Origin of the sequence: Actinomadura kijaniata NBRC 14229 (assembly GCF_001552175.1) — a bacterium.
GTDB classification, from domain to species: domain Bacteria; phylum Actinomycetota; class Actinomycetes; order Streptosporangiales; family Streptosporangiaceae; genus Spirillospora; species Spirillospora kijaniata.
Genome location: NZ_BCQR01000048.1, coordinates 13488 through 39125, shown reverse-complemented (window position 1 = coordinate 39125; position 25638 = coordinate 13488). Strand labels below are relative to the sequence as shown.

The 25638-nt window shown below is 73.4% G+C and carries 25 protein-coding genes; 13 read left to right on the top strand and 12 right to left on the bottom strand.

Annotated elements, in window-relative coordinates; translation table 11 throughout:
• Window positions 1–3 precede the first annotated feature (3 nt).
• A complete protein-coding gene (locus AKI01S_RS17190) occupies window positions 4–1116 on the bottom strand; it encodes a branched-chain amino acid ABC transporter substrate-binding protein (protein WP_245681663.1) in 1113 nt (370 codons plus the stop codon).
• A gap of 282 nt (window positions 1117–1398) precedes the next feature.
• On the opposite strand from AKI01S_RS17190, the gene AKI01S_RS17185 reads away from it, so the two are divergent.
• The gene (locus tag AKI01S_RS17185; RefSeq protein ID WP_067818132.1) at window positions 1399–2856 is read left to right on the top strand and encodes an aminopeptidase P family protein; all 1458 of its coding nucleotides are present in this window, start codon (window positions 1399–1401) and stop codon (window positions 2854–2856) included.
• A gap of 92 nt (window positions 2857–2948) precedes the next feature.
• Here the strand turns inward: AKI01S_RS17185 and AKI01S_RS17180 are convergent, their stop codons facing one another.
• Entirely contained in the window at window positions 2949–3794 is an 846-nt protein-coding gene (locus AKI01S_RS17180; RefSeq protein ID WP_067818129.1) for an NAD(P)H-binding protein, read from the bottom strand.
• A gap of 81 nt (window positions 3795–3875) precedes the next feature.
• Here AKI01S_RS17180 and AKI01S_RS17175 point away from each other — a divergent pair, with 81 nt between their 5' ends.
• The 3 genes from AKI01S_RS17175 (at window position 3876) to AKI01S_RS17165 (ending at window position 6309) form a co-directional block, all read left to right on the top strand.
• Complete coding sequence (locus AKI01S_RS17175; RefSeq protein WP_245681662.1) at window positions 3876–4454, top strand: TetR/AcrR family transcriptional regulator; 579 nt, start codon at window positions 3876–3878, stop codon at window positions 4452–4454.
• A gap of 387 nt (window positions 4455–4841) precedes the next feature.
• Window positions 4842–6056, top strand: a complete 1215-nt coding sequence (gene xseA / locus AKI01S_RS17170) for an exodeoxyribonuclease VII large subunit (protein WP_067818127.1) — start codon at window positions 4842–4844, stop codon at window positions 6054–6056.
• Between the two features lie 10 nt (window positions 6057–6066).
• Window positions 6067–6309, top strand: a complete 243-nt coding sequence (locus AKI01S_RS17165) for an exodeoxyribonuclease VII small subunit (protein WP_157419891.1) — start codon at window positions 6067–6069, stop codon at window positions 6307–6309.
• Window positions 6310–6317: 8 nt separating this feature from the next.
• On the opposite strand, the gene AKI01S_RS17160 is transcribed toward AKI01S_RS17165, so the two are convergent.
• From AKI01S_RS17160 to AKI01S_RS17150, 3 genes are all read right to left on the bottom strand, one after another.
• Complete coding sequence (locus AKI01S_RS17160) at window positions 6318–7262, bottom strand: M23 family metallopeptidase (RefSeq protein ID WP_067818122.1); 945 nt, start codon at window positions 7260–7262, stop codon at window positions 6318–6320.
• A 114-nt stretch (window positions 7263–7376) separates the two neighbouring features.
• Entirely contained in the window at window positions 7377–8123 is a 747-nt protein-coding gene (locus AKI01S_RS17155; protein WP_245681661.1) for a DUF4245 domain-containing protein, read from the bottom strand.
• Between the two features lie 20 nt (window positions 8124–8143).
• Window positions 8144–8803 (bottom strand): TetR/AcrR family transcriptional regulator, encoded by a 660-nt coding sequence (locus AKI01S_RS17150; RefSeq protein ID WP_067818119.1) that lies wholly within the window; start codon window positions 8801–8803, stop codon window positions 8144–8146.
• Between the two features lie 182 nt (window positions 8804–8985).
• Between AKI01S_RS17150 and glpX the strand changes: the two genes are divergently transcribed.
• Together glpX and AKI01S_RS17140 are read left to right on the top strand one after the other, a co-directional pair.
• Window positions 8986–10020 (top strand): class II fructose-bisphosphatase, encoded by a 1035-nt coding sequence (gene glpX / locus AKI01S_RS17145; protein WP_067818116.1) that lies wholly within the window; start codon window positions 8986–8988, stop codon window positions 10018–10020.
• Between the two features lie 158 nt (window positions 10021–10178).
• Window positions 10179–10766, top strand: a complete 588-nt coding sequence (locus tag AKI01S_RS17140) for a DUF7691 family protein (protein WP_157419890.1) — start codon at window positions 10179–10181, stop codon at window positions 10764–10766.
• Between the two features lie 21 nt (window positions 10767–10787).
• Here the strand turns inward: AKI01S_RS17140 and AKI01S_RS17135 are convergent, their stop codons facing one another.
• Window positions 10788–11396: a DUF1707 SHOCT-like domain-containing protein gene (locus AKI01S_RS17135; RefSeq protein WP_083999718.1), complete on the bottom strand. Its 609-nt coding sequence runs from the start codon at window positions 11394–11396 to the stop codon at window positions 10788–10790.
• Between the two features lie 74 nt (window positions 11397–11470).
• Between AKI01S_RS17135 and AKI01S_RS17130 the strand changes: the two genes are divergently transcribed.
• The 3 genes from AKI01S_RS17130 to AKI01S_RS17120 all read left to right on the top strand — a co-directional run bounded on the left by AKI01S_RS17130 (window position 11471) and on the right by AKI01S_RS17120 (window position 14621).
• Entirely contained in the window at window positions 11471–12421 is a 951-nt protein-coding gene (locus AKI01S_RS17130) for an ABC transporter ATP-binding protein (protein ID WP_174567390.1), read from the top strand.
• A gap of 26 nt (window positions 12422–12447) precedes the next feature.
• A complete protein-coding gene (locus tag AKI01S_RS17125) occupies window positions 12448–13263 on the top strand; it encodes an ABC transporter permease (RefSeq protein WP_067818108.1) in 816 nt (271 codons plus the stop codon).
• Between the two features lie 122 nt (window positions 13264–13385).
• The gene (locus tag AKI01S_RS17120) at window positions 13386–14621 is read left to right on the top strand and encodes an MFS transporter (RefSeq protein ID WP_067818104.1); all 1236 of its coding nucleotides are present in this window, start codon (window positions 13386–13388) and stop codon (window positions 14619–14621) included.
• Window positions 14622–14687: 66 nt separating this feature from the next.
• On the opposite strand, the gene AKI01S_RS17115 is transcribed toward AKI01S_RS17120, so the two are convergent.
• The gene (locus AKI01S_RS17115; RefSeq protein ID WP_067818101.1) at window positions 14688–14954 is read right to left on the bottom strand and encodes a hypothetical protein; all 267 of its coding nucleotides are present in this window, start codon (window positions 14952–14954) and stop codon (window positions 14688–14690) included.
• A gap of 29 nt (window positions 14955–14983) precedes the next feature.
• Window positions 14984–16411, bottom strand: coding sequence for a MocR-like pyridoxine biosynthesis transcription factor PdxR (pdxR, locus tag AKI01S_RS17110; RefSeq protein WP_067818098.1), 1428 nt, complete (start codon window positions 16409–16411; stop codon window positions 14984–14986).
• A gap of 112 nt (window positions 16412–16523) precedes the next feature.
• Here pdxR and AKI01S_RS17105 point away from each other — a divergent pair, with 112 nt between their 5' ends.
• Window positions 16524–17492: an EamA family transporter gene (locus AKI01S_RS17105; protein WP_083999716.1), complete on the top strand. Its 969-nt coding sequence runs from the start codon at window positions 16524–16526 to the stop codon at window positions 17490–17492.
• A gap of 83 nt (window positions 17493–17575) precedes the next feature.
• Window positions 17576–19219, top strand: coding sequence for a fumarate hydratase (locus tag AKI01S_RS17100; RefSeq protein ID WP_067818093.1), 1644 nt, complete (start codon window positions 17576–17578; stop codon window positions 19217–19219).
• Here the strand turns inward: AKI01S_RS17100 and AKI01S_RS17095 are convergent.
• Window positions 19200–20492, bottom strand: a complete 1293-nt coding sequence (locus AKI01S_RS17095) for a serine/threonine-protein kinase (RefSeq protein WP_067818091.1) — start codon at window positions 20490–20492, stop codon at window positions 19200–19202. The two genes, AKI01S_RS17100 and AKI01S_RS17095, sit on opposite strands and share 20 nt — an antisense overlap.
• Before the next feature lie 341 nt (window positions 20493–20833).
• On the opposite strand from AKI01S_RS17095, the gene AKI01S_RS17090 reads away from it, so the two are divergent.
• Window positions 20834–22099 (top strand): serine/threonine-protein kinase, encoded by a 1266-nt coding sequence (locus tag AKI01S_RS17090; RefSeq protein WP_083999714.1) that lies wholly within the window; start codon window positions 20834–20836, stop codon window positions 22097–22099.
• Here AKI01S_RS17090 and AKI01S_RS17085 read toward each other — a convergent pair.
• Window positions 22083–22787, bottom strand: coding sequence for a hypothetical protein (locus tag AKI01S_RS17085; RefSeq protein ID WP_067818075.1), 705 nt, complete (start codon window positions 22785–22787; stop codon window positions 22083–22085). The genes AKI01S_RS17090 and AKI01S_RS17085 overlap by 17 nt on opposite strands.
• A 142-nt stretch (window positions 22788–22929) precedes the next feature.
• Here AKI01S_RS17085 and AKI01S_RS17080 point away from each other — a divergent pair, with 142 nt between their 5' ends.
• A complete protein-coding gene (locus AKI01S_RS17080) occupies window positions 22930–24336 on the top strand; it encodes a class II fumarate hydratase (protein WP_067818072.1) in 1407 nt (468 codons plus the stop codon).
• A 60-nt stretch (window positions 24337–24396) separates the two neighbouring features.
• Here the strand turns inward: AKI01S_RS17080 and AKI01S_RS17075 are convergent, their stop codons facing one another.
• Both AKI01S_RS17075 and AKI01S_RS53495 read right to left on the bottom strand, forming a co-directional pair.
• Window positions 24397–24894, bottom strand: a complete 498-nt coding sequence (locus AKI01S_RS17075; protein WP_245681660.1) for an aggregation-promoting factor C-terminal-like domain-containing protein — start codon at window positions 24892–24894, stop codon at window positions 24397–24399.
• A gap of 212 nt (window positions 24895–25106) precedes the next feature.
• Complete coding sequence (locus AKI01S_RS53495; protein ID WP_067818065.1) at window positions 25107–25616, bottom strand: aggregation-promoting factor C-terminal-like domain-containing protein; 510 nt, start codon at window positions 25614–25616, stop codon at window positions 25107–25109.
• Between the last annotated feature and the right edge of the window lie 22 nt (window positions 25617–25638).

Sequence of the window (25638 nt, the reverse complement as noted above, 5' to 3'; positions counted from 1 at the left end):
CGGTCAGATCTTCTCCTTGAGGACGAACCTGCCGTCCTTCACGACCTGGATCTCGAAGCCTCCGGTGATGGTGTGCTGGGGGGTGAACTTCAGCGGGCCGGAGAAGAGGGTGAAGCCCTCCATGGTCTCCAGGGCCGTGACGATCTTCCCGCCGTCGGTGCTCCCGGCCTTCCTGACGGCCTCGGCCGCCAGGCGGACGCCGTCGTACGCCTGGGTGGAGTACGGGCCGGGGTCGGCGTTGAACTTCTGCTTGTAGGCCGCCTTCCACGACTCCGCGCCCTGCAGGGTCTCCGGTGTCGGCGTCATCGTCGCGTACACGCCCTCGGCGTTCTTCCCGCCCGCGATCTCGGCGAGCTTCGTCGCCACCGAACCGTCGCCCACCAGGAACCTCCCCTTGTACCCGGCCTGCTTGAACTGCCGGATCAGCAGCCCGCCCTCGGCGTAGTAGCCCGTCCAGTAGATGTAGTCGGGGTTCCCCTTCAGCACCGAGGTGACGGCGGCCGAGTAGTCGCTCTCCTTCGGGGTGACCGCCTCCAGCACCGACTTGTCGGGGGCGCCGGACCTGTCCAGCTCGGTGGCCGTGCGGACGGCGATGTCCTTGGAGTAGGAGGTGTTGTCGTGCATGACGGCGACCTTCTTCGCGCCCTCCTTGGCCAGCCAGCGGAACGCGGCCGCGGCCTGCTGGTCGCCGGTGCCGTTGATGAGGAAGACGTGCCTGAGCTTCTGCGCGGGCAGCTCGGCGGAGTTGGCCACCGGGATGATCATCGGGATCCGGGCGCGGTCGAAGATCGGCAGGGTGGGCAGCGTCGCGCCCGAGCAGTAGCCGCTGACCGAGACCTTCACGCCCGCCGAGACGAGCTTGTTCGCGGCGGCGACGGCGGTCCGGGGATCGCAGGCGTCGTCCTCGACCCGCAGCTGGAGCTTGCGGCCGAGCACGCCGCCCTTACCGTTGATCTCGTCGACGGCCAGCTGCGCGCCGTTGCGCATGTAGGGGCCGATCTCGGCGCTGTCGCCGGACAGCGGGATGTCCATCCCGACCAGGATCGGGCCCTTTTCTTCCTCCTTCGAGCCGCCGCCGAGCAGTCCTTGGCCGCACGCCGTCGAGACCGTTGTCACCAGTGCGAACGTGAGTATGACCCTGCGCGTCCTCATGGAAGTCCTCGTCTCCCGAAAGGTGCCGGTCCCCCGAGCGCCGGCCGTACGGCCGCCTGCTGTCACATGACCGTGGGCGGGCATCCGCCGTCAATACGCGAACGGACGTGAGACAAGACCGTTACCGGACAGACCGGATCGCCGTGGCAGGGGTCCCCAGCGGGCGTTCCGCAGCGCCACGACCACGGGAAACGGCCGGTACGGTGACATCGCACACCCCGACTGATCGTCATCCGGAGGCCAGCGTTGTCCTCTTCCCAGCCCGCCGAGAACGCCGACCGGTACGCGACCGGCAGCCACGATCTGCCCGTCTCCGCCGCGCTCGCGGAGTACTTCGGCCACTCGTGGGCCGACACCTCCCACACCCCCGCCCCGGTGGAGGCCGCCCCGCACGCCGCCCGCCGCCGCGCCGCGCTGTCGGCCCGGTTCCCCGGCGAGCGCCTGGTGATCCCGGCGGGCGGGTTGAAGGTCCGCAGCAACGACTGCGACTACCCGTTCCGGCCGCACACCGCGTTCGCGTACCTCACGGCCGAGTCGGGCGCCGACGCGGTGCCGGACGCGGTGCTGGTGCTGGAGCCGGGCGCCGCCGGGCACGAGGCGATCCTGTTCACGCACCCGCGTTCCCCGCGCGACACCGGGCAGTTCTACCGGGACCGCAAGCACGGCGAGTTCTGGGTGGGCCGCCGCCGCAGCCTCGCCGAGACCGAAAGCGCGCTCCAGCTCACCGCCGCCTCCCTGGAGGAGCTGCCGAAGCTCCTGGGCGGCGTCACCCCGACCCGCGTGGTGCGTGACGTGGACGCGGGGGTGGACCGCCTGGTCGGCGAGCACGCGAACGCCGCCGCCGACCGGGAGCTGGCCGCGTTCCTGTCGGAGCTGCGGCTGGTCAAGGACGGGTGGGAGATCGCGCAGCTCACCGCCGCCGTGGACCACACGGTCGCCGGGTTCACCGACGTGGTGGGCGCGCTGCCGAGGGCGATGCGGCACCCGCGCGGCGAGCGCCTGGTCGAGGGCGTGTTCAACACCCGCGCCCGGCTGGAGGGCAACGGCGTCGGCTACGAGACCATCGCGGCCGGCGGCGCGCACGCCTGCGTCCTGCACTGGATCCGCAACGACGGCCCGCTGCGCGACGGCGACCTGCTGCTGCTGGACGCGGGCGTGGAGACCGACACCCTCTACACCGCCGACGTCACCCGCACCCTGCCGGTCAACGGCCGCTTCACCGACGTCCAGCGCCGCGTGTACGACCTGGTGTACGCCGCGCAGGAGGCGGGGATCGCGGCGGTGCGGCCGGGGGCGCGGTTCCGCGACTTCCACCAGGCCGCCATGCGGGTGATCGCCGAGGGGCTGGAGGAGTGGGGGGTCATCCCCGACGCCGCGGCCGCCCTCGACCCCGGGTCGGGCATCTACCGGCGGTACACCCTGTGCAGCAGCGGCCACATGCTGGGGATGGACGTGCACGACTGCGCCAGGGCCCGCGCCGAGCAGTACCTCGACGGCGTGCTGGAGCCCGGCCACGTGCTGACCGTCGAGCCCGGCCTGTACCTCCAGCCGGACGACCTGACGCTGCCGGAGGAACTGCGCAGCATCGGCGTCCGCATCGAGGACGACCTGGTCGTGACCGAGGACGGCGCGAAGGTGCTGTCCGACGGCCTGCCGCGCCGGGCCGACGAGATCGAGACGTGGATGGCCGACCTGCTGTCCTGACCTGACGGCACACGAAGGGCCTCCCCGCCGGGGAGGCCCTTCGTCTCATCCGCCTGCGCCGGGACCGGACGGCGAGCGCCGCCGCCGGACCGTCAGCGGAACGCGGCGGCGTTGCGGCGCGCCCAGGTCGCGAACGGCGTCGCCGGGCGGCCCAGGACGCGTTCCACGTCCGGGCTGACCGTCCGCTCCCGCCCGGTGGGCTCGCCGAGGATCTCCAGGGTCGTCTCGACCACGTCCCCGGGCATGAACGCCAGCATCCGCTCCCGGGCCTCGTCGCGGGTCCACTCGGCGAACCGGACCGGCTCGCCCAGCGCCTCGCCGATCGCGGCGGCCTGCTCGCGCGGCGTGACGGGGACGGGCCCGGTCAGCTCGTAGACCCGTCCGGCGTGGCCGTCCTCGCGCAGGGTCGCGGCGGCGACCGCGGCGATGTCGTCCGGATCGATGACCGGCAGGCCGACGTCGCCGAACGGCGCGGCGACCGTCCGGGCGGCGCGGACCGACCCGGCCCAGGCGTAGGTGTTGGAGGCGAAGCCGCCGGGCCGCAGGATCGTCCAGTCCAGGCCCGAGCGCCGGACGGCGTCCTCGATGGAGCGGCCGACCTGTCCGTGGGACGCCGAGTCCGGGCGGGTGGCGACGCCCTGGGAGGACAGCAGCACCACCCGGCGGACGCCACCGGCCCTAGCCGCGTCCAGGATGGCCTCGGGGTCCAGCAGGTGCGCGGCGGCCCCGCCGCTCTGGAAGAACAGCGCGTCGGCGCCGTCCAGCAGGGGCCGCAGGCTCCCGGCGTCGGTCAGGTCCGACCGCCGGGCCCGCACGCCCTCCGGCACGTCGGCGTCCGTGATCCCACGGGACGTCGCCGTCACCTTCTCCCCCGCCTCGGCCAGCAGCCGGACCAGCGCCCGGCCGACGTTCCCGGTGGCTCCGGTCACCACGATCATGAGATCTCCTAGTTAGTTAGCTGACTGACTCACTCGGTGGACCGTACCGGGCCCGGAGGGCGGCTGTCTATAGTCAGTCAGGTGACCGACTCACCACGGACCCGGGTGCGGGGCGAGCAGAAGCGGCGCCTGCTCATGGCCGCCGCCGCGCGCGTCCTGCACGAGCAGGGCGTCGAACGCACGACGATCGCCGACATCGCCGAGGCCGCCGGGGTCCCGACCGGGAACGTGTACTACTACTTCAAGACCAAGGACGACCTGGTCCGGGCCGCTCTCGGCGAGCACGCCGCGCATCTGGCGGCGCTCACCGCCGAGCTCGACGCCCTCCCCGACCCGCGCGAGCGCCTCAAGGCGCTCGTCGCCTCCTGGGTGGGGCAGCGCGAGATCGCCGCGCGCTACGGCTGCCCCACCGGGACCCTCGCCGTCGAGCTGGACAAGCGCGACGACGGGCTCGACGCCGAGGCGGGACGGGTCGTCCGGCTGCTGCTGGACTGGGCGGCGGCGCAGTTCCGCGCCCTGGGCCTGCCCGACCCGGACGGGCTGGCGATCACCCTGGTCGGCGCGTACCAGGGGATGTCGCTGCTGGCCAACGCGCTGCGCGACCCCTCGGTGATGGACCGCGAGGGCGACCGCCTACGCCACTGGCTCGACAACCTGTGACAACGCGACGACCACGCCCCGGCGCGACCCGGTGACCACGCCCCGGCGGATATGACCCGGCACGGCCGGACACGGGCACGGCGCGGCGGACACGACGCGACGCGGCACGGCAGACGCGACGCGGCACGGCATGGCGTGGCGGACACGACGCGGCGGACACGACGCGGCACGACGCGGCGCGGCACGGCACGACGCGGCACGGCCGGACACGGCACGGCACGGCCGGACACGACGCGGCGTAGCGGACACGACGCGGCGTAGCGGACACGACGCGGCGTAGCGGACACGACGCGGCGTAGCGGACACGACGCGGCGTAGCGGACACGACGCGGCGGACACGGCGTGCTCGGGGGGTGGGTGTCTGTGCGGCCCCCTAGGCTGGCGGTCATGGCGATGGAGACCTCGGCGGAGTCCCCGGTTCCGGTGCGGACCGTGTTGCAGGCGGTGGGCGGCTGGATCGGGCGGCTCGGGCGGATCTGGGTCGAGGGGCAGATCACCGAGCTGAACGCGCGCGGCGGCACCGTCTACCTCACGTTGCGCGACCCCGTGGCGAACATGTCGGTGCGGGTCGTCGGGCCGCGTTCGGTGTTCGAGGCGGCGGGTCCGGCGGTCACCGACGGGGCGCGCGTCGTGGTCCACGCCAAGCCCGACTTCTGGCAGACGCGCGGCACGTTCTCGCTGGCCGCGCTGGAGGTGAAGCCGGTCGGCATCGGGGAGCTGCTGGCCCGGCTGGAACGCCTCAAGCAGCTGCTGGCCAACGAGGGGCTGTTCCGGCCCGAGCGCAAGCGGCCGCTGCCGTTCCTGCCCGGCCGGATCGGGCTGATCACCGGGCGGGAGTCCGACGCCGAGCACGACGTGCTGCAGAACGCGCGGCGGCGCTGGCCCGCGGTGGAGTTCAAGGTCGTCAACACGGCGGTGCAGGGGCAGCAGGCCGTGCCGCAGATCCTGGAGGCGCTGCGGGAGCTGGACGCCGACCCCGGGATCGACGTGGTCATCATCGCGCGGGGCGGCGGGTCGATGGAGGACCTGCTGCCGTTCTCCGACGAGGCCCTGGTGCGGGCGGTCGCGGCGGCGCGCACCCCGGTCGTCAGCGCGATCGGGCACGAGCAGGACTCCCCCCTGCTGGACCTGGTCGCCGACCTGCGCGCCTCCACGCCGACCGACGCGGCGAAGAAGACCGTTCCGGACGTGCGCGAGCAGCTCCAGTACGTGCGGCAGCTTCGGGACCGGGCGCGCCGGGTGCTGGTCGGCGGCGTCGAGCGCGAGCTGACCTGGCTGAACGCGGTCCGTTCCCGGCCCGCGCTGGCCGACCCCGTCCGCGAGGTCGAGCGGCAGGCCGAGCAGGTCGCGGCGCTGCGGGACCGGGCCCGCCGCTGCGTGTCGGGGTCGCTGGACCGCGCCGGGGACCAGCTGTCGCACACGCGGGCGCGGCTGCTGGCGCTGTCGCCGGCGGCGACGCTGGACCGCGGCTACGCGATCGTGCAGCGCGCGGACGCGTCGGTGCTGCGCTCGGCCGAGGACGTCGCCGAGGGCGAGCCGCTGACGGTCCGGCTCGCCGCGGGCCGGCTCAAGGTGTCCGTGTCCGAGATCGTCGAGCCGTAGGGTGGCTGACGTGGCGAACGCGAAGACCGACAACGAGGCGCTGTCCTACGAGCAGGCCCGCGACGAACTGACCGAGGTCGTGAAGCGGCTGGAGGCCGGGGGCCTCACCCTGGAGGAGTCGCTGAAGCTGTGGGAACGCGGCGAGCGGCTCGCGGCGGTCTGCGAGGAGTGGCTGGAGGGGGCCCGTGCCCGGCTGACCGCCGCGATCTCCGCCTCCGACGAGGGCGGGGAGAACGCGCCCGCCCCGTTCTAGGGACGGCCCTAGCGGCAGTGCTCGAAGCCGCTGGCGTAGGACACGCCCGAGATGCCGCCGCCCCAGCGGACGCACTTACCGGCCGCCGCCGCCCGCACCGGGCCCGCGTACCACTGGTAGGAGCCCCTGTCGGTCTTCGTGGTGGCGCCCTTCACCTGGAGGAAGGCCGTCATCGCGGCCCGGGCGCCCTTCGGCTTGACCGTGGCGACGCAGTTGGAGCCGTTCCGGTAACCCAGGTACACGCGGCCGTAGGTCCGGCCGCCCTCGCGCAGCACGGCCTCGTCGATCTTCCGGTAGCCGGGGCCGCAGATCTGCGCGACCGGGTCGGCCGGGGCGGGCGCGCCGGTGGAGCACGCCTCCAGCGTCTGCTGGGGGTAGCCGAAGCGGCGCCCCTCGAAGTAGGCCTCGACCGGCGGGTATCCGCCGTTGTACCGCACCTCGTAGTGCAGGTGGGAGGACATGCCGCCGTTGCCGGGGCGGGTGGAGCGGCCCACCGCGCCGATCCTGGTCCCGGCCGCGACCTGCTGGCCGGTCTTGACCGAGCGGTACTTCAGGTGCGCGTACCAGGTGGTGTAGCCGCCGGAGTGCTGGATCACGACGTGGTGGCCGAAGCCGCTCTGGGTGGTGTGCCGGGTGGAGCGGATCACCTTGCCCGCGGCGGCGGCCACGACGGTGTCGCCGTTGTCGGCCTCGGCGGTGCGGCCCCGGTTGAAGTCGATCTCGTAGCCGGTGTGGACGCTGGACCTGCTGGAGTTGCCCGTCCAGACCTGCCCGCAGGGGAACGGCAGCCGGAAGCGGGGCATCGCCTTCGCCGCCGCGGCCGCCCGTGCCCCGGTGGGCGCGGTCCGCACCGGTTCCGGGGAGTCCGCGACGGCCACCGCCGCCGCCGTTCCGGCCGTGGCCACCGCGATCCCGGCCGCGGCCAGGACCGCGATCCTCCTCCGTCCGCCCATGCGCACCACCCTTCACTGATCGCTCATGCGCAACTGGCGATCCTGGCGGCACCACAAAGCGGACGGAAGACCCAAAACGGAAAAGTTACCGAACCCCGCGCCAAGCTCCGACGGCTACGAGCGCGGCGTTCCGGGCGACGCCGGGGAGGTCGGCAGCGGCACCTCGCCCTTGCGCTGCTCCTTCAGGGAGGACGCCAGCGCCGCCAGCTCCTCGAACGACGCCGTGCCCGTCACCACGACGCTGACGCCGTTGGGCAGCGTGCGGACCAGGGAGTTCTGCTTGCGGGACTCGGCCACGTACCTGGTCCACTGCGCCCCGGCGACCTGCTGGGCGCCGTCGGGGATCCGGTCGTTGGTCATCCGGCGGATGAACGGCTCGGCCTTCTCGTTGCTCTGCTCCAGCGCCGCGTGCTCGTCGCTCGGCGTGACGAAGCCCAGGTGCCAGGCGACCGGCCTGCCCTTCTCGTTCAGGCCGCTGACCCGGCTGGAGGTCGGCCGCCACCGGTCCGGCAGGCCCTCGGGGGCCCACACCCGGTAGGGGGCGTCGTTGCTCATCGCCCACAGCTGGGAGCGGTAGTCGACGATCGGCAGGATCTCCGTGGTGCTGCGCGGCGTGATCGCGTAGATCACCGCCACGAGCAGCAGGCACGCCGCGATCGCCAGCGTGAACCCGCCCAGGCCCGTGGTCAGCCGCTTGTGCACGGCGGGGCTGACCGGGATCGGCCCGCTCGGCCGCGGCGCGGCCTCCGGTTCGGCGGACGCCGCCTCGGGCCCGGCGGACGCCGCCTCCGGTCCGGCGGGCACGGCCTCCGGCCCGGCGGGCGTGCTCTCCGGGGTGGGGGCTGGGGTCTTCTCGCTCACCCCTCCAGGATCCCGTACGGTCAGCGCTGCTCCGAACCGGGGTGGGTGCGCGGGTTGCGGATCGTGCCGACGATCTCCATGACCTCGTCGGCCAGCCGCCGGGCGGCGGTCTCGTCGTCCATCAGCGAGACCTCCGACACCGCGCCCGCCATGGCCCCGGTCAGCACGACGACCAGGGCCTCGTCCACACCCCCGTCGGCGGTGTGGAACAGCGCGGCGTTGCGGCGGGCCCACTTGTTGAGCCGCTGGCGCATCACGCGGTCGAAGCCGGGCGGGCCGTCGCCGGAGATGAACAGCCGGGAGACGTCGCGCTCCTCCAGGCAGCCGTTGAGGTAGGCGCCCGCGCCCGCGACGAACAGCCGCATCGGGTCGGTCTCGCCCGCCTCCCGGACCGCGTTGATCGCCTCCCGGGTGCGTTCCTGCTGGCGGGCCTGGAACTCCTCGAACAGCGTCAGGTACAGGTCGGCCTTGCCGTTGAAGTGGTGGTAGAGGCTGCCCACGCTGGCCCCGGCCTTGGCCACGATGTCGGTGACGGCGGCCTGCGCGAAGCCCGCCTCGCAGAACACGTCCCGGGCCGAACGCAGCAGGGCGCTGCGGGTGGCGGCCCCACGGTCCGAGGTACGGGGGGAGGAGACTCCGTCCACGGCCCCGCCGGACGGGACGTCGATGTCGCTGCTCATGGAAGGCGAGATTACGCCCTCGCCCCCGGGGAAACGATCCCTGTGCCCGCGTGGTCTCCAAAACCCTGTCCCCCGCGGGTGTCACGGACTCCCCGCCGGCCTCTGGTCTGGTCCAATTTGTGGCCCGGTATCCGGCACACAGAGAATCCGTGTCAGCTACCGACCGAAAGGGCTGCCTGGTCATGTCCGACGACTTCTCCGTTCACTCCCCGCTCACGACCGAGCCCGCCGCCCCGGACCGCAACCTGGCGATGGAACTGGTGCGCGTCACCGAGGCCGCCGCCATGGCCGCGGCCCGGTGGGTCGGCCGCGGTGACAAGAACGGCGCCGACGGCGCGGCGGTCAACGCCATGCGCCAGCTGATCAACACGGTCTCCATGCGCGGTGTCGTCGTCATCGGCGAGGGCGAGAAGGACAACGCCCCGATGCTCTACAACGGCGAGGAGGTCGGCGACGGCAGCGGCGCCGAGTGCGACGTGGCCGTCGACCCGGTGGACGGGACCCGGCTCACCGCGCTCGGCATGAACAACGCCATCGCGGTGCTGGCGGTCGCGCCGCGCGGGTCGATGTACGACCCGTCGGCGGTGTTCTACATGGAGAAGCTGGTCACCGGGCCGGAGGCGGCCGACGTCGTCGGCATCGACAAGCCGATCGGCGAGAACATCCGCGCCATCGCCAAGGCCAAGGGCTCGCGGCCGGAGGACGTGACGGTCGTCATCCTGGACCGGCCGCGCCACGAGGGCATCGTCAAGGAGGTCCGCGAGGCGGGGGCGCGGATCAAGTTCATCATGGACGGCGACGTCGCCGGTGCGATCATGGCGGCGCGCGAGGGCACCGGTGTGGACCTGCTGCTGGGCATCGGCGGCACCCCCGAGGGCATCATCGCGGCCTGCGCGATCAAGGCGCTGGGCGGCGTGATCCAGGGCCGGCTGTGGCCGCAGGACGACGCCGAGCGGCGCAAGGCCCTGGACGCCGGGCACGACCTGGACCGCATCCTGACCACCGACGACCTGGTCTCCTCCGACGACGTGTTCTTCGCCGCGACCGGCATCACCGACGGCGAGCTGGTCGACGGCGTCCGCTACCGCAAGGGCCTCGCCCACACCCACTCGCTGGTCATGCGCTCCCGCAGCGGCACGATCCGCTCGGTCTCCAGCGAGCACCGCCTCGACAAGCTCCGCGCCTACAGCGCGATCAACTTCGACGCGGCGGTCTGAGAGCCCGTTGAGCCGCGGCGCGCTGGGATGTCCGCCGTGTCCAAGCGCCCAGCGCGCCGCGGTTCAACGTTAGGTCAACGGCGGTGGGCGGGAACGCGCCCGGCGGAACACGCGTCGCATCCGGGAACGACCGCCCCTCCACCGAAAGGCTCCCCCCGATGAGTTACGGGATCATGGCGTACCCCGCCGACCTGCGAGTGCTCCGGAAGTGGGTCGGCTCCGGCGACGTCCGGCTGGCCGACGGCCTGGCGAACTACTTCACGGCCTCGCTGACCTACCTCGACAGCGAGTTCGAGGATGACGAGCCGTCGCTCTCGGCGCGCGACGCCTTCCGGCAGTTGATCATCGAGACGGAGCTGGACCAGCGCCAGGGCTCCCTCTACGCCTACTGTTTCAAGCTGCTGTGCCAGTACTCGACCGACTACGAGATGCTGTCCAACCGGCACTGGTCCGGTATGCGGTTCGGCTGGTTCGAGACCGTGGCCGCCGAGCTGAAGGCGCAGGGCGTCGACTTCGACCCCACCGACCTGGTCTTCAGCGGGCCCCCGGTGCCGCTGCCGCACCCCAGCGGCTTCCCCAACGTCGGCCACGTGGCCAACGCCGAGATGCCCGCCCTGCTGGAGAAGCTGGACCGCTTCGACGGCGCCAAGGCCGACCCGTCGGTCGCGGACGCGGTCGAGGAGATGCGGTCCTGGCTGCGCGACTGCCGTGAGTACGAGCTCGACCTGGTCTGCTTCTACCACTGACGCCCCTGCCGGCGCGGCCGGTCAGCGGCGGCCCAGGCGTCCCCTCACGCGGTCGCGCAGGGAGCGCTTCGGCGCCTGGGCCCTGATCGAGGTGAAGATCATGGTGCCGTTCACCTCGATGGTCGGGCCGTCGGCCGCCGGGCGCGTGCGCACGTCGCGGGTGGACAGCACCGAGCGGCCCGTCACGTGGACCTGGACGCCCTCGGGGACCAGCAGGCGGATGCGGCCGCCGAGGGTGGTGGAGTCCAGGACGATGTGGCGGCGTTGCAGGACCGCCTCGCGCAGGTCCAGCTCCACCGTGCCGAACAGGGCCAGCAGCGGCAGTTTCACCGGGACCACCCAGCGGCCCTCGCGGTGGACGCGGCCGAAGAACGCCGACACCGGGCGGTCGTCCACCTTGATCGGCTGGGTCTCGGCGGGGCTCAGGTCGCCGGTCAGGCCGGTCAGCTCGCCCAGCGTGCGGGCGGCGTAGGCGCGGGAGACGCGTTCGGAGTGCTCCTCCATGGTGAGCCGGCCGTCGGCCAGCGCGTCGCCGAGGGCGGCGACCACGCGTTCCCGGTCGGCGTCGGAGGCGCGCAGGTCGCGCACGCGCGTCACCTGCTCGACGGGGCGGCGGTCGGAATTGTCCACGGGTTCAGGTTAACGGGCGGCGGCCCCGGAAAACGGGTGGGGGAATGTCGTCCCTCACACCTATCGTCGGACGCATGACGGTCCAACGTCCGCCCGCCGAGCCCGTCGCCGCCGCCGCGCAGACGGCGATCAGCCTGCGCGGCGTGGTCAAGCGGTTCGGGGATCTGACCGCCGTGGACGGGCTCGACCTGGAGGTCCCGTCCGGGATCTGCCTGGGGCTGCTCGGACCGAACGGCGCGGGCAAGTCGACCACCATGCGGCTGCTGACCGCCCAGGCGCTGGCCGACGAGGGCCGCATCGAGGTGCTGGGGTTCCCGGTGCCGCGCCGGTCCAAGCGGGCGCGGGCGCTGATGGGGGTCGTCCCGCAGCAGGACAATCTCGACGAGGAGCTGACCGCCCAGGAGAACCTGGAGGTCTTCGCGCACCTGTACCGGGTCCCGCGCGGGGAGCGGCGGCGGGCCGTCGACGAGGCCCTGGAGATCGCGCACCTGACCGGGCGGCGGCACACGCGCGTCGACGGGCTGTCGGGCGGGATGCGGCGGCGGCTGCTGATCGCCCGGGGGCTCGTGCACCGGCCCCGGCTGGTGCTGCTGGACGAGCCGACCGTGGGGCTGGACCCGCAGGTGCGGGCCGAGCTGTGGGGGCTGATCGACGGGCTGCGGTCGCGCGGGACGACCGTGCTGATGTCCACGCACTACATCGAGGAGGCCGAACGGCTCGCCGACCAGTGCGCGCTGATGTCGCGCGGGAAGGTGATCGCCCGCGGCGCGCCCGGCGAGCTCGTCGCCGAGTACGCCGGGGAGGTCGTCGTCGAGCACTACGGGCCTCCCGAGCGGCTGGCCGAGGTCGAGGGCGTCGCGCGCGCCGCCGGGCTGCCCACGCGGCGGACCGGGCCCTCGGTGTCGGTGCTGAAGGCCGAGACCATCCCGCCGTCGCTGGCCGACGAGCTCGGCCCGGACGGGGTGCGGCGCGCGGCCAGCCTGGAGGACGTGTTCGTGGTGCTGACCGGGGAGCGGGTCGAATGAACGCGCCGTCGAGCGGAGGCGAGGCCATGACCACCGCGAGCGGGGACGAGACCGCGGGCACGGGCGAGGTGCGGGTGCGGTGGTTCGAGCCCGCGCCGGTGAAGGGGATCTGGCGGCACGAGTTCGCGCTGTACAAGCGGTACTGGCGGTCGCAGTCGTTCGCGTCGATGGTGGAGCCGACGTTCATGCTGCTGGCGTTCGGCTACGGCTTCGGGGCGCTGGTCGCGGCCGTGCGGGGGTTCTCCTACCTGGACTTCGTGGCGACCGGCGTGGTCGGGACGGCGGCGCTGTTCACGTCGGTGTTCCCGGCGATGTTCAACACCTACATCCGGCGCACCTACCAGCACTTCTACGACGCGATGCTGGCCGCGCCGGTGGACGTGCACGAGCTGGTGACCGGCGAGGCGCTGTGGATCGCCGCCAAGTCGTCGGTGTACTCGTGCACGCCGCTGCTGGTGGGGATGCTGTTCGGGCTCGACCCGTCGGCCGGGATGCTGCTGGTTCCGGTGATCGTGTTCTGCACGGCGCTGGGGTTCGGGCTGTTCGGGATGTGGACCTCCTCGGTGGTGCCGTCGATCAACTCGTTCGACTACGTGATCACCGGGGTGGTGACGCCGCTGATGCTGGTGGCGGGCACGTTCTTCCCGGTGGACGCGCTGCCGGAGTGGGTGCGCGGGGTCGGCCTGCTGAACCCGCTGTACCACTGCGTGGAGCTGGTGCGGCACGCGGTGTTCGGGCTGCGCCCGCTGGCCGATCTGGGGCATCTGGCGGCGCTGCTGGTGTTCGCGGCCCTGATGTGGGTGATCGCGGTGCGGGGCATGCGGAAGCGGCTCGTCCACTGACCCCTCCGCCCGCCGGTAAGCGATCGTTGACCCGGGTGACACCGGGGGCCTAGCCTTCGTGAAACTTTCTCGCCTTTGATCGTCCCCCGGTCGATCGCCACGGTTCACGAAAGGGGCGGCCGATGACGTCCGACGGCGTCACCCCCCGCGACGGGCAGGCGAGGTTCGCCGCCTACGCCGCGTTCGGTGTCCAGGGGCTCTGCTTCGCCACGCTGGTGACCCAGGTCCCGCAGATCCAGAAGTCCCACCACCTCAGCGACGCCGCGCTGTCGCTGGTGCTGCTGATGGTGCCGCTCGTCGCGGGCGTGGGCAGCGTGCTGTCGGAGTTCCTGTTCCGGAGGGTCGGCAGCGGGCTGGTGCTGCGGGTCGCGCAGCCCCTGGAGTGCCTGGTCATCCTGCTGGTGGGCTGCACCGGCGACAACGACCTGGCGCTGTACGTCGCGGTCGCGCTGTTCGGCCTGCTGGTCGGCGCGGTGGACGCCTCCATGAACGCCCAGGCCGTCGCGGTCGAGCGCCGCTACGGCGTCAGCCTGATCACCGGCTTCTACGCGGTGTGGAGCATGGCGGGCATCGCGGGTGGCCTGTGGGCGTCGCTGTCCAACAAGCTGGACCTGGCGCTGCCGGCCGGGTTCGGGATCGTCACGGCCGTCGGCCTCGCGGTGGCGCTGGTCACCGGGCGGCGGCTGATGACCAAGGCCGAGGAGGCCGCCGGACAGCCCTCGCCGCAGGAGCTGAAGGCCGCCGGGCAGCGCGTGCCGTGGCGGCCGATCCTGCTGGTCGGCGCGGCGATGGCGGCGTTCTACCTGGCCGACGCGGCGCTGTCGAGCTACGGCGCCAAGTACCTGGACGACGAGCTGGGCGGCTCTGCCGCCGTCGCGCCGCTCGGCTACGTCTTCTACCAGGTCGCCATGGTGGTCAGCCGGGTCGGCGCGGACCTGCTGGTGCGCCGCCGGGGCGCGGTGTGGGTGGTGCGCGTCGGCGGGCTGGTCGGCCTGGCCGGCATGGCCGCGGTGGTCGCCGCGCCGAGCGTGCTGGTGGCGATCCCCGCGTTCGCGCTGGTCGGCCTGGGGCTCAGCGTCGTCGCGCCGGTGTCCTACACCGCCGCCTCCCGGGTGGACCCGACCGGGCTCGGCGTCGCGGTCGCCCGCGTGAACATCTTCAACTACGTCGGCTTCGTGCTCGGCGCGGCCGTCGTCGGCGCGATCGCCCCGCTGGACGACCAGCACGGGCTGCGGATCGCGTTCGTCGTGCCGACCGTGCTGGTGCTGGTGATCCTGGCGGTGGCCAGGTCGTTCGACCCGGCGCCGGTGCCGGGGGCGCGGCCGGGCGCGCCGGTCGCCGAACGCCCCACGGTGTGACCTCCGCGGAAAGCGAAACGGCCGTCCGGGCAACCACCGGGCGGCCGTTCCGCGTTCTCGGAAGGTCTAGACGTGCTCCTGCGTGGGTTCGTGAACGGGGCTGTCGTGCTCCTCCAGCGCCGCCACGGCACGCTCGCCCGCGTCCTGCGCCTGCTCAGGCGTCAGGTCCTTGGCCGCCTGCTCCAGCGCCAGCAGCGCCGCGTCCACCGCGGTGCGGGCGGTGACGGCGTTCTCCTGGGCGCGTTCGAGATCACCGAGCCCCACCAGGTCGAAGGCCACCTGGGCGTCGTGCGTGGCCATCTTCAGCTGCCGCACGGCCTCGTCAAGACTCATCGTTCCCTCCCTCGCCTCGGGTCGCGTACCTACCCGCGAGCACGGTCGGTAATCGCGCCGGCCAGCAGATCGACGGCCTCTGTGAGGCGGCTCTCACCGAGCCCGGCATAGCCGAGGACCAGCGCGGGCGGCGCCTTGCGGCCCCGGTCCGGCCCCCACATGCCCGCCGCGCCCTCCACCGCGACGCCCGCCTCGGCCGCCGCCGCGACCACCGCGGACTCCTCGCAGCCGTCGGGCAGTTCCACGTACACGTGGATCCCGGCGGACACGCCGCGCACGACCGCGCCGGGCAGCCGCGTCCGCAGCGCGCCGACCAGCGCGTCGCGGCGGGCGCGGTAGCGGCGGCGCATCGCGCGCAGGTGCCGGTCGTAGCCCCCGGACGCCAGCAGGTGCGCCAGCGCGTGCTGGTCGAGGGCGGGCGCGCCCAGGTCGTTCAGCAGGCGGTGGTGGCGCAGCCGTTCGGCCCACTCCGGCGGCGCGACGACCCAGCCGAGCCGCAGCGCGGGGGCCAGGGCCTTGCTGACCGACCCGAGCAGCGCGACGCGGTCGGGGTCGATGCCCTGGAGGCAGCCGACCGGGTCGCGGTCGTAGCGGAACTCGGCGTCGTAGTCGTCCTCGATGATCAGACCGTCCACGCGGCGGGCCCAGGCGACCAGCTCGGCGCGGCGGCGCGGCGACAGCACCACCCCGGTCGGGTACTGGTGGGCGGGGGTGACCAGCACCGCGCGCGCCCCGGTGCGCTCCAGTGCGGCGACGTCCAGGCCCTCGCCGTCCACCGGGACGCGGTCTAGCGCGATCCCGGTCGCCCGCAGCATCGGGATCTGCCGGTCGCTGGTCGGGTCCTCCACGGCCAGCCGGGTGTGCCCGTCGTCGGCCAGCAGCCGGGTCAGGGTGGACAGGCCGTGCGCCACCCCGCCCATGATCACGACCTGGTCGGCGGTCGCCGCGGCGGCGCGCACCCGGCCCAGGTAGCCCGCCAGCTCGGCGCGCAGCACCGGCTCGCCGCCGGGGTCGGGGTAGGTCAGCAGCTCGTCGTGGGGGGCGGTGCGCAGCACCGCGCGCAGCGCCGCCAGCCAGCGTTCCCGGGGGAACGCCGCCAGGTCGGGCCGGCCCGGCCGCAGATCATGGCTGATCACGAGGTCGGCGACGAGCGCCGCGGGCGGCGGGCCGGACGCCATGGCCGGCCGCGGCGGCGCGGGCTCGTCGGGACGGGCCAGCGGCGCCACCCGGGTGCCGTCGCCGCGCCGCGCGGTCAGGAAGCCCTCGGCGATCAGCTGCTCGTAGGCCGTGACGACGACGCCGCGCGAGACCTCCAGGTCGCGGGCCAGGTCACGGCTGGAGGGAAGCCGGGTGCCGGCGGTCAGCCGCCCGGCCCGCACGGCCGCGCGGAAACCGGCCGCGATCTGCGCGGCCAGCCGGCCCGCCGACCGGTCGAGGGGAAGATGCAGATCGGTCACATCCGGCTCAGCGTCCTTCGTGCCGTTCCCGTCACACCTGATGGCTTGGTCCACGGAACGCGACCGGAATTGGCCCTGGGTTCGAGTCCATGCCGCTTCTAGCGTTCCTGCCATGACCTCCTCAACCAGTCCCCGGGGCATGGCCGGCGCGGCCGTCGCGATGGCCGGCGTGGGCTCGCTCACCGCCGTGTCGGCCGTGCTCGCCGACTACCCCGTCTTCGGCGGCCAGGCCGTCCGGTACACCGTCGCCGCCGCCATCCTGTTCCTGGTCGCCCGGTTCGTCGGGCCGCGCCGCCGGGTGCGGCCGACGGCGCGGGACTGGCTGCTGCTGACCGCGCTGGCGGCGACGGGGCTGGCGGCGTTCAACGTGTTCATCGTCGCCGCCACCGCCGACACCTCCCCCGCCACGATCGGCACGGTGATCGCCACGGTGCCGGTCGCGCTGGCGCTGGTCGGGCCGCTGCTGGAACGCCGCCGCCCCGCGCCCCGCGTCGTCGCCGCCGCGCTGGTGGTCACGGCGGGCGCGGCGCTGGCCAACGGCCTGGGCGGCGGCACCCTGCGCGGGCTGCTGCTGGCGCTGGGCGCGCTGGCCGGGGAGGTGTGCTTCTCGCTGCTGGCCGTCCCGCTGCTGCCCCGGCTCGGGCCGGTGCGGGTGTCGGCGTACTCGGCGGCGCTGGCGGTGCCGATGCTGCTGGCCGTCGGGCTGGTCGTGGACGGGCGCGGGCTGCTGCGGGCTCCCACGGGGGCGGAGTTCGCGGCGCTGTTCTACCTGTCGGTGATCATCACGGTGGGGGCGTTCCTGCTGTGGTACGACGCGCTGGGGCGGCTCGGCGCCGACCGCGCGGGCCTGTTCGCCGGGCTGATCCCGGTGAGCGCGGTGGCCACCACCGTCGTGCTGGGCCTGGCCTCCCCCACCCCGGCCGACCTGGCGGGCGCGGCCCTGGTCGCCGCCGGCGTCGTGGTCGGGGTACGCCCGCCGAAGCGCCGCACCCGCCGCCCCGCCCCGAGCCACGGCCCCGCCACGCGGCAGGGGCGGGGAACACCGCTCCCGGCCGCCCACGCAAGCGCCTCCGGAGGCTGAGGCGGGGCGTGAGCCCGACCCGGAACGGTACGCCGTACCCTGGGGGGCGGCCCCCATCCGGATGACGTGCGAGGAACTTGAGGATGCCTGAGTTCTCCTATACCGACCTGCTGCCGCTCGGTGCCGACGACACCGAGTACCGACTGCTCACCACCGAGGGCGTCTCGACGATCGAGGCGGGCGGGCGCACGTTCCTGCAGGTCGAGCCGGAGGCGCTGCGGCTGCTCACCGAGACGGCCATGCGCGACATCGCGCACCTGCTGCGGCCGGCGCACCTGGCCCAGCTCCGCCGGATCCTCGACGACCCGGAGGCCTCGCCCAACGACCGGTTCGTGGCGCTGGACCTGCTGAAGAACGCGGGCATCGCCTCCGGCGGCATCCTGCCGATGTGCCAGGACACCGGCACCGCGATCGTGATGGGCAAGCGCGGGCAGAACGTCCTGACGTCCGGCCGGGACGAGGAGGCGATCTCGCGCGGCGTGTACGACGCCTACACCAAGCTCAACCTGCGCTACTCCCAGATGGCCCCGCTGACCATGTGGGACGAGAAGAACACCGGCGACAACCTCCCGGCGCAGATCGAGCTGTACGCCACCGACGGGGACGCCTACAAGTTCCTGTTCATGGCCAAGGGCGGCGGCAGCGCCAACAAGTCGTTCCTGTACCAGGAGACCAAGGCCGTCCTGAACCCCAGGCGGATGCTCGCCTTCCTGGAGGAGAAGATCCGCTCGCTGGGCACCGCCGCGTGCCCGCCGTACCACCTGGCGATCGTGGTGGGCGGCACCTCCGCCGAGTACGCGCTGAAGACCGCCAAGTACGCCTCGGCGCACTACCTGGACGCGATGCCGACCGAGGGCTCGCCGCTCGGGCATGGCTTCCGCGACCTGGAGATGGAGCGGCAGGTCTTCGAGCTGACCCAGCGGCTGGGCATCGGCGCGCAGTTCGGCGGCAAGTACTTCTGCCACGACGTGCGCGTGGTCCGGCTGCCCCGGCACGGCGCGTCCTGCCCGGTCGCGATCGCCGTGTCGTGCTCGGCCGACCGGCAGGCCCTCGGCAAGATCACGGCGGAGGGCGTGTTCCTGGAGCGGCTGGAGACCGACCCCGCGAAGTACCTGCCGGACACCACGCCCGCCGACCTCGACGGCGACGTCGTGCGCATCGACCTCAACCGGCCGATGGACGAGATCCGCGCCGAGCTGGGCCGCTACCCGGTCAAGACCCGGCTGTCGCTGACCGGCCCGCTGGTGGTGGCCCGCGACATCGCGCACGCCAAGATCAAGGAGCGCCTCGACGCGGGCGAGCCGATGCCGCGGTACCTGCGCGACCACGCCGTGTACTACGCGGGTCCGGCCAAGACGCCCGAGGGGTACGCGTCCGGGTCGTTCGGCCCGACCACCGCCGGGCGGATGGACTCCTACGTCGAGCAGTTCCAGGCGGCGGGCGGCTCGATGGTGATGCTGGCCAAGGGCAACCGCTCCCAGCAGGTCACCGACGCGTGCCGCGCGCACGGCGGGTTCTACCTGGGCTCGATCGGCGGCCCGGCGGCGCGGCTGGCGCAGGACTGCATCAAGAAGGTCGAGGTGCTGGAGTACCCCGAGCTCGGCATGGAGGCCGTCTGGAAGATCGAGGTCGAGGACTTCCCGGCGTTCATCGTGGTCGACGACAAGGGCAACGACTTCTTCACCGAGGGCGACACCGGCCCGGTGCTCACCATCGGCCGCCGCTGACGGAGGAGTCGCGCGGGTGGCCGGAGCCGACGGACCCCGGCCGTTTCCCGTCGGAGCGCGGGCGCTTGTTCTTCTTGCGCTCCTTGGCGGGCGTGGAGGTGGCCGTGGGCGTGGGCTCGGGCGTGGTGGTCGGCGTGGTGACCGGCGGCCGTGTTCCGGCGCGGCGTGGACGAGGCGTCGCGCTCGACGGGCTCGGGGTGGGATCGCCCTGGGCGGCCGGGGCGGAGCCCGACGACTGCGGGGCCTGCGGCGGGCGGGACGTCCCGGTGCCGGGCCCCCCGCCGGGGGACACGGTGACGATCTCGGTGCGGCCGGGCCGGGGTCCGGCCTCGGCGGCGGGCTCGGTGCCCGCCGCCCAGAACGCGAACGCCGCCCCGCCCGCCGCCCAGGCCGCCGCGAACCCGACCCGCCGCGCCATCCGCCAGTGGGAACGCCCGGACGCCACGCCGAACTCGCGGGGCTCCCACAGCGCCGCGATGGCACGGGCGGGGTCTCCGCCGGCGTGCAGCGGCAGCAGGTCGTGCAGCAGCTCCACGGCCGAGGGGCGCTCGCTCGGGTCCTTGGCCAGGGCGGCCAGCACGGGCGCGCGCAGCGGCTCGGGCAGGTCGCTCAGGTCGGGCGGCAGGTGGATGATGCGCTGCCCGACCCGGTCCGCGGGGCCGGAGCCGAACGGGTGCCGTCCCGTCGCCGCGTAGGCGACCAGGCAACCCCAGCAGAACACGTCGGCGGCGGGCGTGACGGGGCGGCCGGTGAGGCGTTCGGGGGCGATCCAGCCGGGGCTGCCCATGACGGTGCCGGCCTGGGTGGGGCCGTCGATCAGGTCCGGCTCCACCGCGATCCCGAAGTCGATCACGCGCGGGCCGGAGCGGGACAGCAGGACGTTGGCGGGTTTGAGGTCGCGGTGGATCAGGCCCGCGTTGTGGATGGCGGCCAGCGCGACCGCCACGCCGATCCCGACGGCGACGGCCGCGTCCGGCGACAGCGCGCCGCGGTGCTCCACGACCTGCGACAGCGGCGGGCCGTCGATGTACTCGGTGATGATGTAGGGGTGGGTGTGGTCGCTGCCGTCCTCCAGCACCCGCGCGGTGCAGAACGTCGCCACCCGCCGCGCGTAGGCGGCCTCGGCGCGGAACCGCCGCCGCGCCTCGGGGTCGGTGGCCTTCCCCGCCGGCAGCGTCTTGACGGCGACCAGGGCCCCGTCGGAGGCGCGGCCGAGGTAGACGGTGCCCATGCCGCCGGTTCCCAGCCGCCCCAGCAGCGTGTGCCCGCCCACCGTCGGCGGATCTCCTGGAAGAAGCGGGGGAACGCCCGGTGGGGCCGGTCGCGCCGTCGTTCTCACGTCAGCTCCTTCCTCAGGGACGACCGCGAGCCCCACAAGGGGCCGACGGGAATCCTCGCCTTGCTCCGGTTTCCCGTCCGCCGCCTGACGCGGGACGGCTCACCGCTCCAGCGTCCCCGATCCCCGCTGCCCATGGGATGAAACCCTGCAAAAGGCTTACACGGCCAGTGAAGGTGACTTCCGGGCGGGCGATAGGTCACATTATTGGAAACTGATACCTGTTGGTCCTGAGGTCTCAGGGATGACCACCAGGCCGCTCCGGTATCTTTTCGGCCATGTCTCAGTCAGAGCGCCTCGTGCTCGCGACGCGCTACCGGCTGGTCTCGGAAATCGGTCAGGGTGCCAACGGCACCGTCTGGCGCGGCCACGACGACCTCCTCGATCGCGCGGTGGCGATCAAGGAGTTGCGGCTGCCCGACGACCTCTCCGAGAACGACCGGGTGCTCTTCTACCGCCGCACCCTGCGCGAGGCGCGCGCGCCCGCCCAGCTGCGCGCGGACTCCATCATCGAGGTCTACGACGTCGTCATCGAGGCCGGGCGGCCGTGGATCGTGATGGAGCTGATCGAGGCGCCCAGCCTGGAGGAGCTCATCGAGCGCTCCGGGCCGCTGCCGCCCGAACGGGTCGCGCACATCGGCCGCCGTCTGCTGGACGCGCTGGCCATCGCGCACAAGGCCGGGATCGTGCACCGCGACCTCAAGCCGTCCAACGTCATGCTGGACGGCGACCGGGTCGTGCTCACCGACTTCGGGCTGGCGTTCTCCGACGGTTCGACCAGCCTCACCAAGACCGGCCACTTCATGGGCTCGCCCGCCTACGTCGCGCCCGAGGTGGCGGCCGGGCGCAAGGCGACCCCGCAGTCGGACCTGTGGTCGCTGGGCGCGACCCTGTACGCCGCGCTGGAGGGCCGCCCGCCGTTCGAGCGCGAGAACGTCATCGCCACCCTCAGCGCCCTGGCCAACGAGTCCACCCCGCCCATGCCCAACGCGGGCCCGCTGGCGCCGGTGGTGTCCGGCCTGCTGGAGAAGAACCCGACCCGGCGGCTCAGCCACGAGCGCGCGGTGGACAAGCTGGATCGCGCCATCGCCGGGCCGCGGTCGGCGCGCCGCCGCGGCGCCCCCGACCCGCGCTACCGGCTGCTGCTGGTGGTGGCGCTGGTGAGCGCGATCGTCGCGTCCTGCGGCATCGGCGCGACCGCCCTGGTCGTGGGGATGATGCGGGAGAGCCCCGGCCCCTCGCCCACCGGCCGCCAGCAGCCCGACGCCACGCGGAGCGCGCCGCCCGCCCCGGCCGGCGACACGACGCTGGTGATCCGCGCCACCGGCGACACCTGCAAGATCTTCGTGGCGGAGCCGGCCCGGACCCTCCAGGTGCTCGCCAACGAGACGCTCCCGCGCGGCGCGGTCCGCCAGTACGACCAGCCCCGCCTGAACGTGGTGGTCTACGACCCGTCGGCCTGCGACGTGTGGGTGAAGGGCGAGCAGCAGCCGCCCGGCAAGCCGGGGCAGCGCAAGTCCTACACGATCACCAAGAAGTCCTGAGCGCGGCGGGCCCCGACAGGACCTCCTCCGTCCCGAGGAGATCTCCGTCGCGCTCATCGAAGATGAGGATCACCTGGACCGGGCCGAGGTCGACGCCGACCGCCAGGCCGCGGCGTCCGGCGCGGTCGGTCACCCGGCCCTGGTGACGCGGCCCCGGAAGCCCGGCCAGGGCCCGCAGGAGCGAGGCGCGACGGGACGGCGGCACCGGGCCCCGTTCATGGGCCTCGCGGAGCGCGGTCAGGCAGCCCTCGGGGTCTCGGAGGTCCTCGGGGGCGACGGGAGCCGGATCGCGCCGCTCGTCGGTGCGCGGCCCGCCCTCCTCCGCCACGATCTCCCGGCCGGAACCGTCGGGGGCCGCCCACGCCTCACGGCGCAGCCGGTGGCCCTCGGCGCGGACACGCCCTGAGATCCGCGATTCCACCCGGTACCACTCCACGGTCGTCCGGTAGCCGTACCGGCCGCTCCCGGAACGGTCCGGGGCGCGCCGCGCCGCGTCGGCGAGACGGCGCGGCGCGGTGGCCGCGTCCTCCCCCGGCACGGCCCGGTAGCCGAGCGGCGTCGGCGCGAGCGCGAGGGGGCCGCCGGGGGCGGTTCCCGGCCGGTACGCGACCGCGGCCAGCACCAGCGCCACCGCCGCTCCGATCCACGCCAGGCGGCGCCGCGCGGTGTTCTCGTCATGCAGGGTCATCGGTTCTCCCTCCGGAGGAGACGTCCGGAAAGGAGCCGACGGCTGCGCCCGGATGCGACCGCCGGAACGGGGAATGGCCCATGTCGATCAGAAGCTATGCATGGTGCAGGGCACGCACGTTCGCTGAGTGAGGTGGTCGACGATGACCGAGCAGGCCGGGGAGTTCCGGATCGAGCACGACTCGATGGGGGAGGTGCGGGTTCCCGCGACGGCGAAGTGGCGCGCGCAGACGCAGCGGGCCGTGGAGAACTTCCCGATCTCCGGCCGGGGCCTGGAGCCCGCGCACGTCGCGGCGCTCGGCCAGATCAAGGCCGCCGCGGCGACCGTGAACGCCGAGCTCGGCGTCATCCCGGAGGACCTGGCCGCCGCGATCCGGGAGGCCGCCCGGGAGGTCGCCGCGGGCCGCTGGAACGACCAGTTCCCCATCGACGTCTTCCAGACCGGCTCCGGCACCTCCTCGAACATGAACGCCAACGAGGTCATCGCCACCCTCGCCCAGGAGCGCCTGGGCCGGCCGGTCCACCCCAACGACCACGTCAACGCGTCCCAGTCGTCCAACGACGTGTTCCCGTCCTCGATCCACATCGCGGCGACCGGCGCGGTCGTCAACGACCTGATCCCGGCGCTGCGGCACCTGGAGGCGTCGCTGGGCCGCAAGGCGGTCGAGTTCGCCCGTGTGGTGAAGTCCGGGCGCACGCACCTGATGGACGCGACGCCGGTGACGCTGGGCCAGGAGTTCGGCGGCTACGCGGCGCAGATCCGGTACGGCGTGGAGCGCCTGGAGGCGGCGCTGCCCCGGCTCGCCGAGCTCCCGCTGGGCGGCACGGCGGTCGGCACCGGCATCAACACCCCCGAGGGCTTCTCCTCGCGCGTCATCGAGGAGATCGCCCGCGCCACCGGCCTGCCCCTCACCGAGGCCCGCGACCACTTCGAGGCGCAGGGCGCCCGGGACGGCCTGGTGGAGGTCTCCGGCGCGCTCAAGACGATCGCCGTCTCCCTCACCAAGATCGCCAACGACCTGCGCTGGATGGGCTCGGGCCCGCGCGCGGGGCTGGCCGAGATCCGCCTGCCCGACCTGCAGCCCGGTTCCTCGATCATGCCGGGCAAGGTGAACCCGGTGGTGCCCGAGGCGGTCGCCCAGGTCGCCGCGCAGGTCATCGGCAACGACGCGGCGATCACGTTCGGCGGCGCGTCGGGCAACTTCGAGCTCAACGTGATGCTGCCGATGCTCGCCCGCAACGTCCTGGAGTCGATCACCCTGCTGGCCAACGCCTCCCGCCTGCTGGCCGACCGCACGATCGACGGCGTCGAGGCCGACGAGGAGAGGGCCCGCGAGTACGCCGAGTCGTCCCCGTCCATCGTGACGCCGCTGAACCGCTACATCGGCTACGAGGAGGCCGCCAAGGTCGCCAAGCAGGCCCTGGCGGAGCGCAAGACGATCCGCCAGGTGGTCCTGGAACGCGGCTACGTCAAGGAGGGCAAGCTCACCGAGGAGCAGTTGGACGCGGCCCTGGACGTGCTGTCGATGACGAACCACGACCGAACCTGACCACAAGGGCCGATCCCGGAGGCCATGGGTATACGGCGGAGCCCCACGAGGGCTTCCCGCTCAGTACCACCCGGAAGCCTGAAGGTGATTCCAGGCAGAGCAAGGGGACCCGTAGCGGTTCTTGATGTAGCGCAGCCCCCAGCGGACCTGCGTGCGGGGATCGGTGCGCCAGTCGGAGCCCGCGCTGGCCATCTTGGTGCCGGGCAGCGCCTGCGGGATGCCGTAGGCGCCGGTGGACGCGTTGTGGGCCCGTTCGTTCCAGCGGCTCTCGCGCGCCCACAGGCGCTCCAGGCAGCGGAACTGGCGGGAGTTGCGCCAGCCGTACCGCGCCATCATCGTGTGCGCGATCAGCTTGTTGCGCTCCGCGCGTCCCATCCGGCCGCGCAGCTTCAGTTCCCGGCGTTCGTGGACCTGCTGCTGGTTCGCCGTCGCGGTGGGCGCCGCGCCGCGGTCGGCGGCGGCGTTCCCCATGGGGGAGGTCGCCAGCGGCGCGCAGACCAGCGCGGTCGCGGAGCCGAGCGAGACGATCCGCACTACGGTGCGTGTGAGAGAGGACACGCGGAGTAGCGTGCAGCGGTCCGCGACACGGCGGGCCACAGATTCCGCGCTCCCGGACCGGGCCTTTGCCGAACCGTTGGCGTGCGGTGCCCGAGCGGGCGGACAAAAGGGGCGGGCCGGAGCCCGCCCCTCCGTCACGGTGAACGGACGAACGTCGCGCACCACCCGATTTCCGGGCCGGATGCGCGGAGCACCCGTGCGCTATGCCCCGTTTAGTACCAGCCGCGCGAGTGGAAGTGACCCAGCGCGCCGCAGGGCGTCTTGTACCGGCCCTTGATGTACCTCAGTCCCCACTTGATCTGGGTCGCGGGGTTGGTGCGCCAGTCCTTGCCCGCGCTGGCCATCTTGCGGCCGGGCAGCGCCTGCGGGACGCCGTAGGCGCCGGACGAGCGGTTGCGCGCCTTGTGGTTCCAGCCGCTCTCCTTGTTCCACAGCTTCACCAGGCACTTGTACTGGCGGTTGGACCAGCCGCGCTTGGCGACCATCTTCTTGGCGATGGCCTTGTTGCGCGCGGCGCGGGAGAGCTTCTTCTTCTTGGCCTTGGCCGTGACGGCGGCGACCTGGGCGGTCCGGGCCGAGGACGGCGCCGAGGCCGACACCGAGGTGGGGGCGGCCGCCTGGGCGGGAACGGTCTCGGCGACGACGCCGAAGGACAGGGTGGCGGCGGCCAGCAGGGTGGCGGAACGGCGGGCGGCGGAACGACGCGACGACTTACGGGACAAAGCAGACCTTTCATCATGCTGG

Excerpts from the sequence above, each read along its gene's own strand:
- AKI01S_RS17180 (WP_067818129.1), bottom strand. The coding sequence starts at position 3,794 with ATGATCGTGGTGACCGGAGCCACCGGGAACGTCGGCCGGGCGCTGGTC.
- xseA (WP_067818127.1), top strand. The coding sequence starts at position 4,842 with ATGGCGATGGAGACCTCGGCGGAGTCCCCGGTTCCGGTGCGGACCGTG.
- AKI01S_RS17160 (WP_067818122.1), bottom strand. The coding sequence starts at position 7,262 with ATGGGCGGACGGAGGAGGATCGCGGTCCTGGCCGCGGCCGGGATCGCG.
- AKI01S_RS17150 (WP_067818119.1), bottom strand. The coding sequence starts at position 8,803 with ATGAGCAGCGACATCGACGTCCCGTCCGGCGGGGCCGTGGACGGAGTC.
- glpX (WP_067818116.1), top strand. The coding sequence starts at position 8,986 with ATGTCCGACGACTTCTCCGTTCACTCCCCGCTCACGACCGAGCCCGCC.
- AKI01S_RS17140 (WP_157419890.1), top strand. The coding sequence starts at position 10,179 with ATGAGTTACGGGATCATGGCGTACCCCGCCGACCTGCGAGTGCTCCGG.
- AKI01S_RS17130 (WP_174567390.1), top strand. The coding sequence starts at position 11,471 with ATGACGGTCCAACGTCCGCCCGCCGAGCCCGTCGCCGCCGCCGCGCAG.
- AKI01S_RS17125 (WP_067818108.1), top strand. The coding sequence starts at position 12,448 with ATGACCACCGCGAGCGGGGACGAGACCGCGGGCACGGGCGAGGTGCGG.
- AKI01S_RS17120 (WP_067818104.1), top strand. The coding sequence starts at position 13,386 with ATGACGTCCGACGGCGTCACCCCCCGCGACGGGCAGGCGAGGTTCGCC.
- AKI01S_RS17115 (WP_067818101.1), bottom strand. The coding sequence starts at position 14,954 with ATGAGTCTTGACGAGGCCGTGCGGCAGCTGAAGATGGCCACGCACGAC.
- AKI01S_RS17105 (WP_083999716.1), top strand. The coding sequence starts at position 16,524 with ATGACCTCCTCAACCAGTCCCCGGGGCATGGCCGGCGCGGCCGTCGCG.
- AKI01S_RS17100 (WP_067818093.1), top strand. The coding sequence starts at position 17,576 with ATGCCTGAGTTCTCCTATACCGACCTGCTGCCGCTCGGTGCCGACGAC.
- AKI01S_RS17090 (WP_083999714.1), top strand. The coding sequence starts at position 20,834 with ATGTCTCAGTCAGAGCGCCTCGTGCTCGCGACGCGCTACCGGCTGGTC.
- AKI01S_RS17085 (WP_067818075.1), bottom strand. The coding sequence starts at position 22,787 with ATGACCCTGCATGACGAGAACACCGCGCGGCGCCGCCTGGCGTGGATC.
- AKI01S_RS17080 (WP_067818072.1), top strand. The coding sequence starts at position 22,930 with ATGACCGAGCAGGCCGGGGAGTTCCGGATCGAGCACGACTCGATGGGG.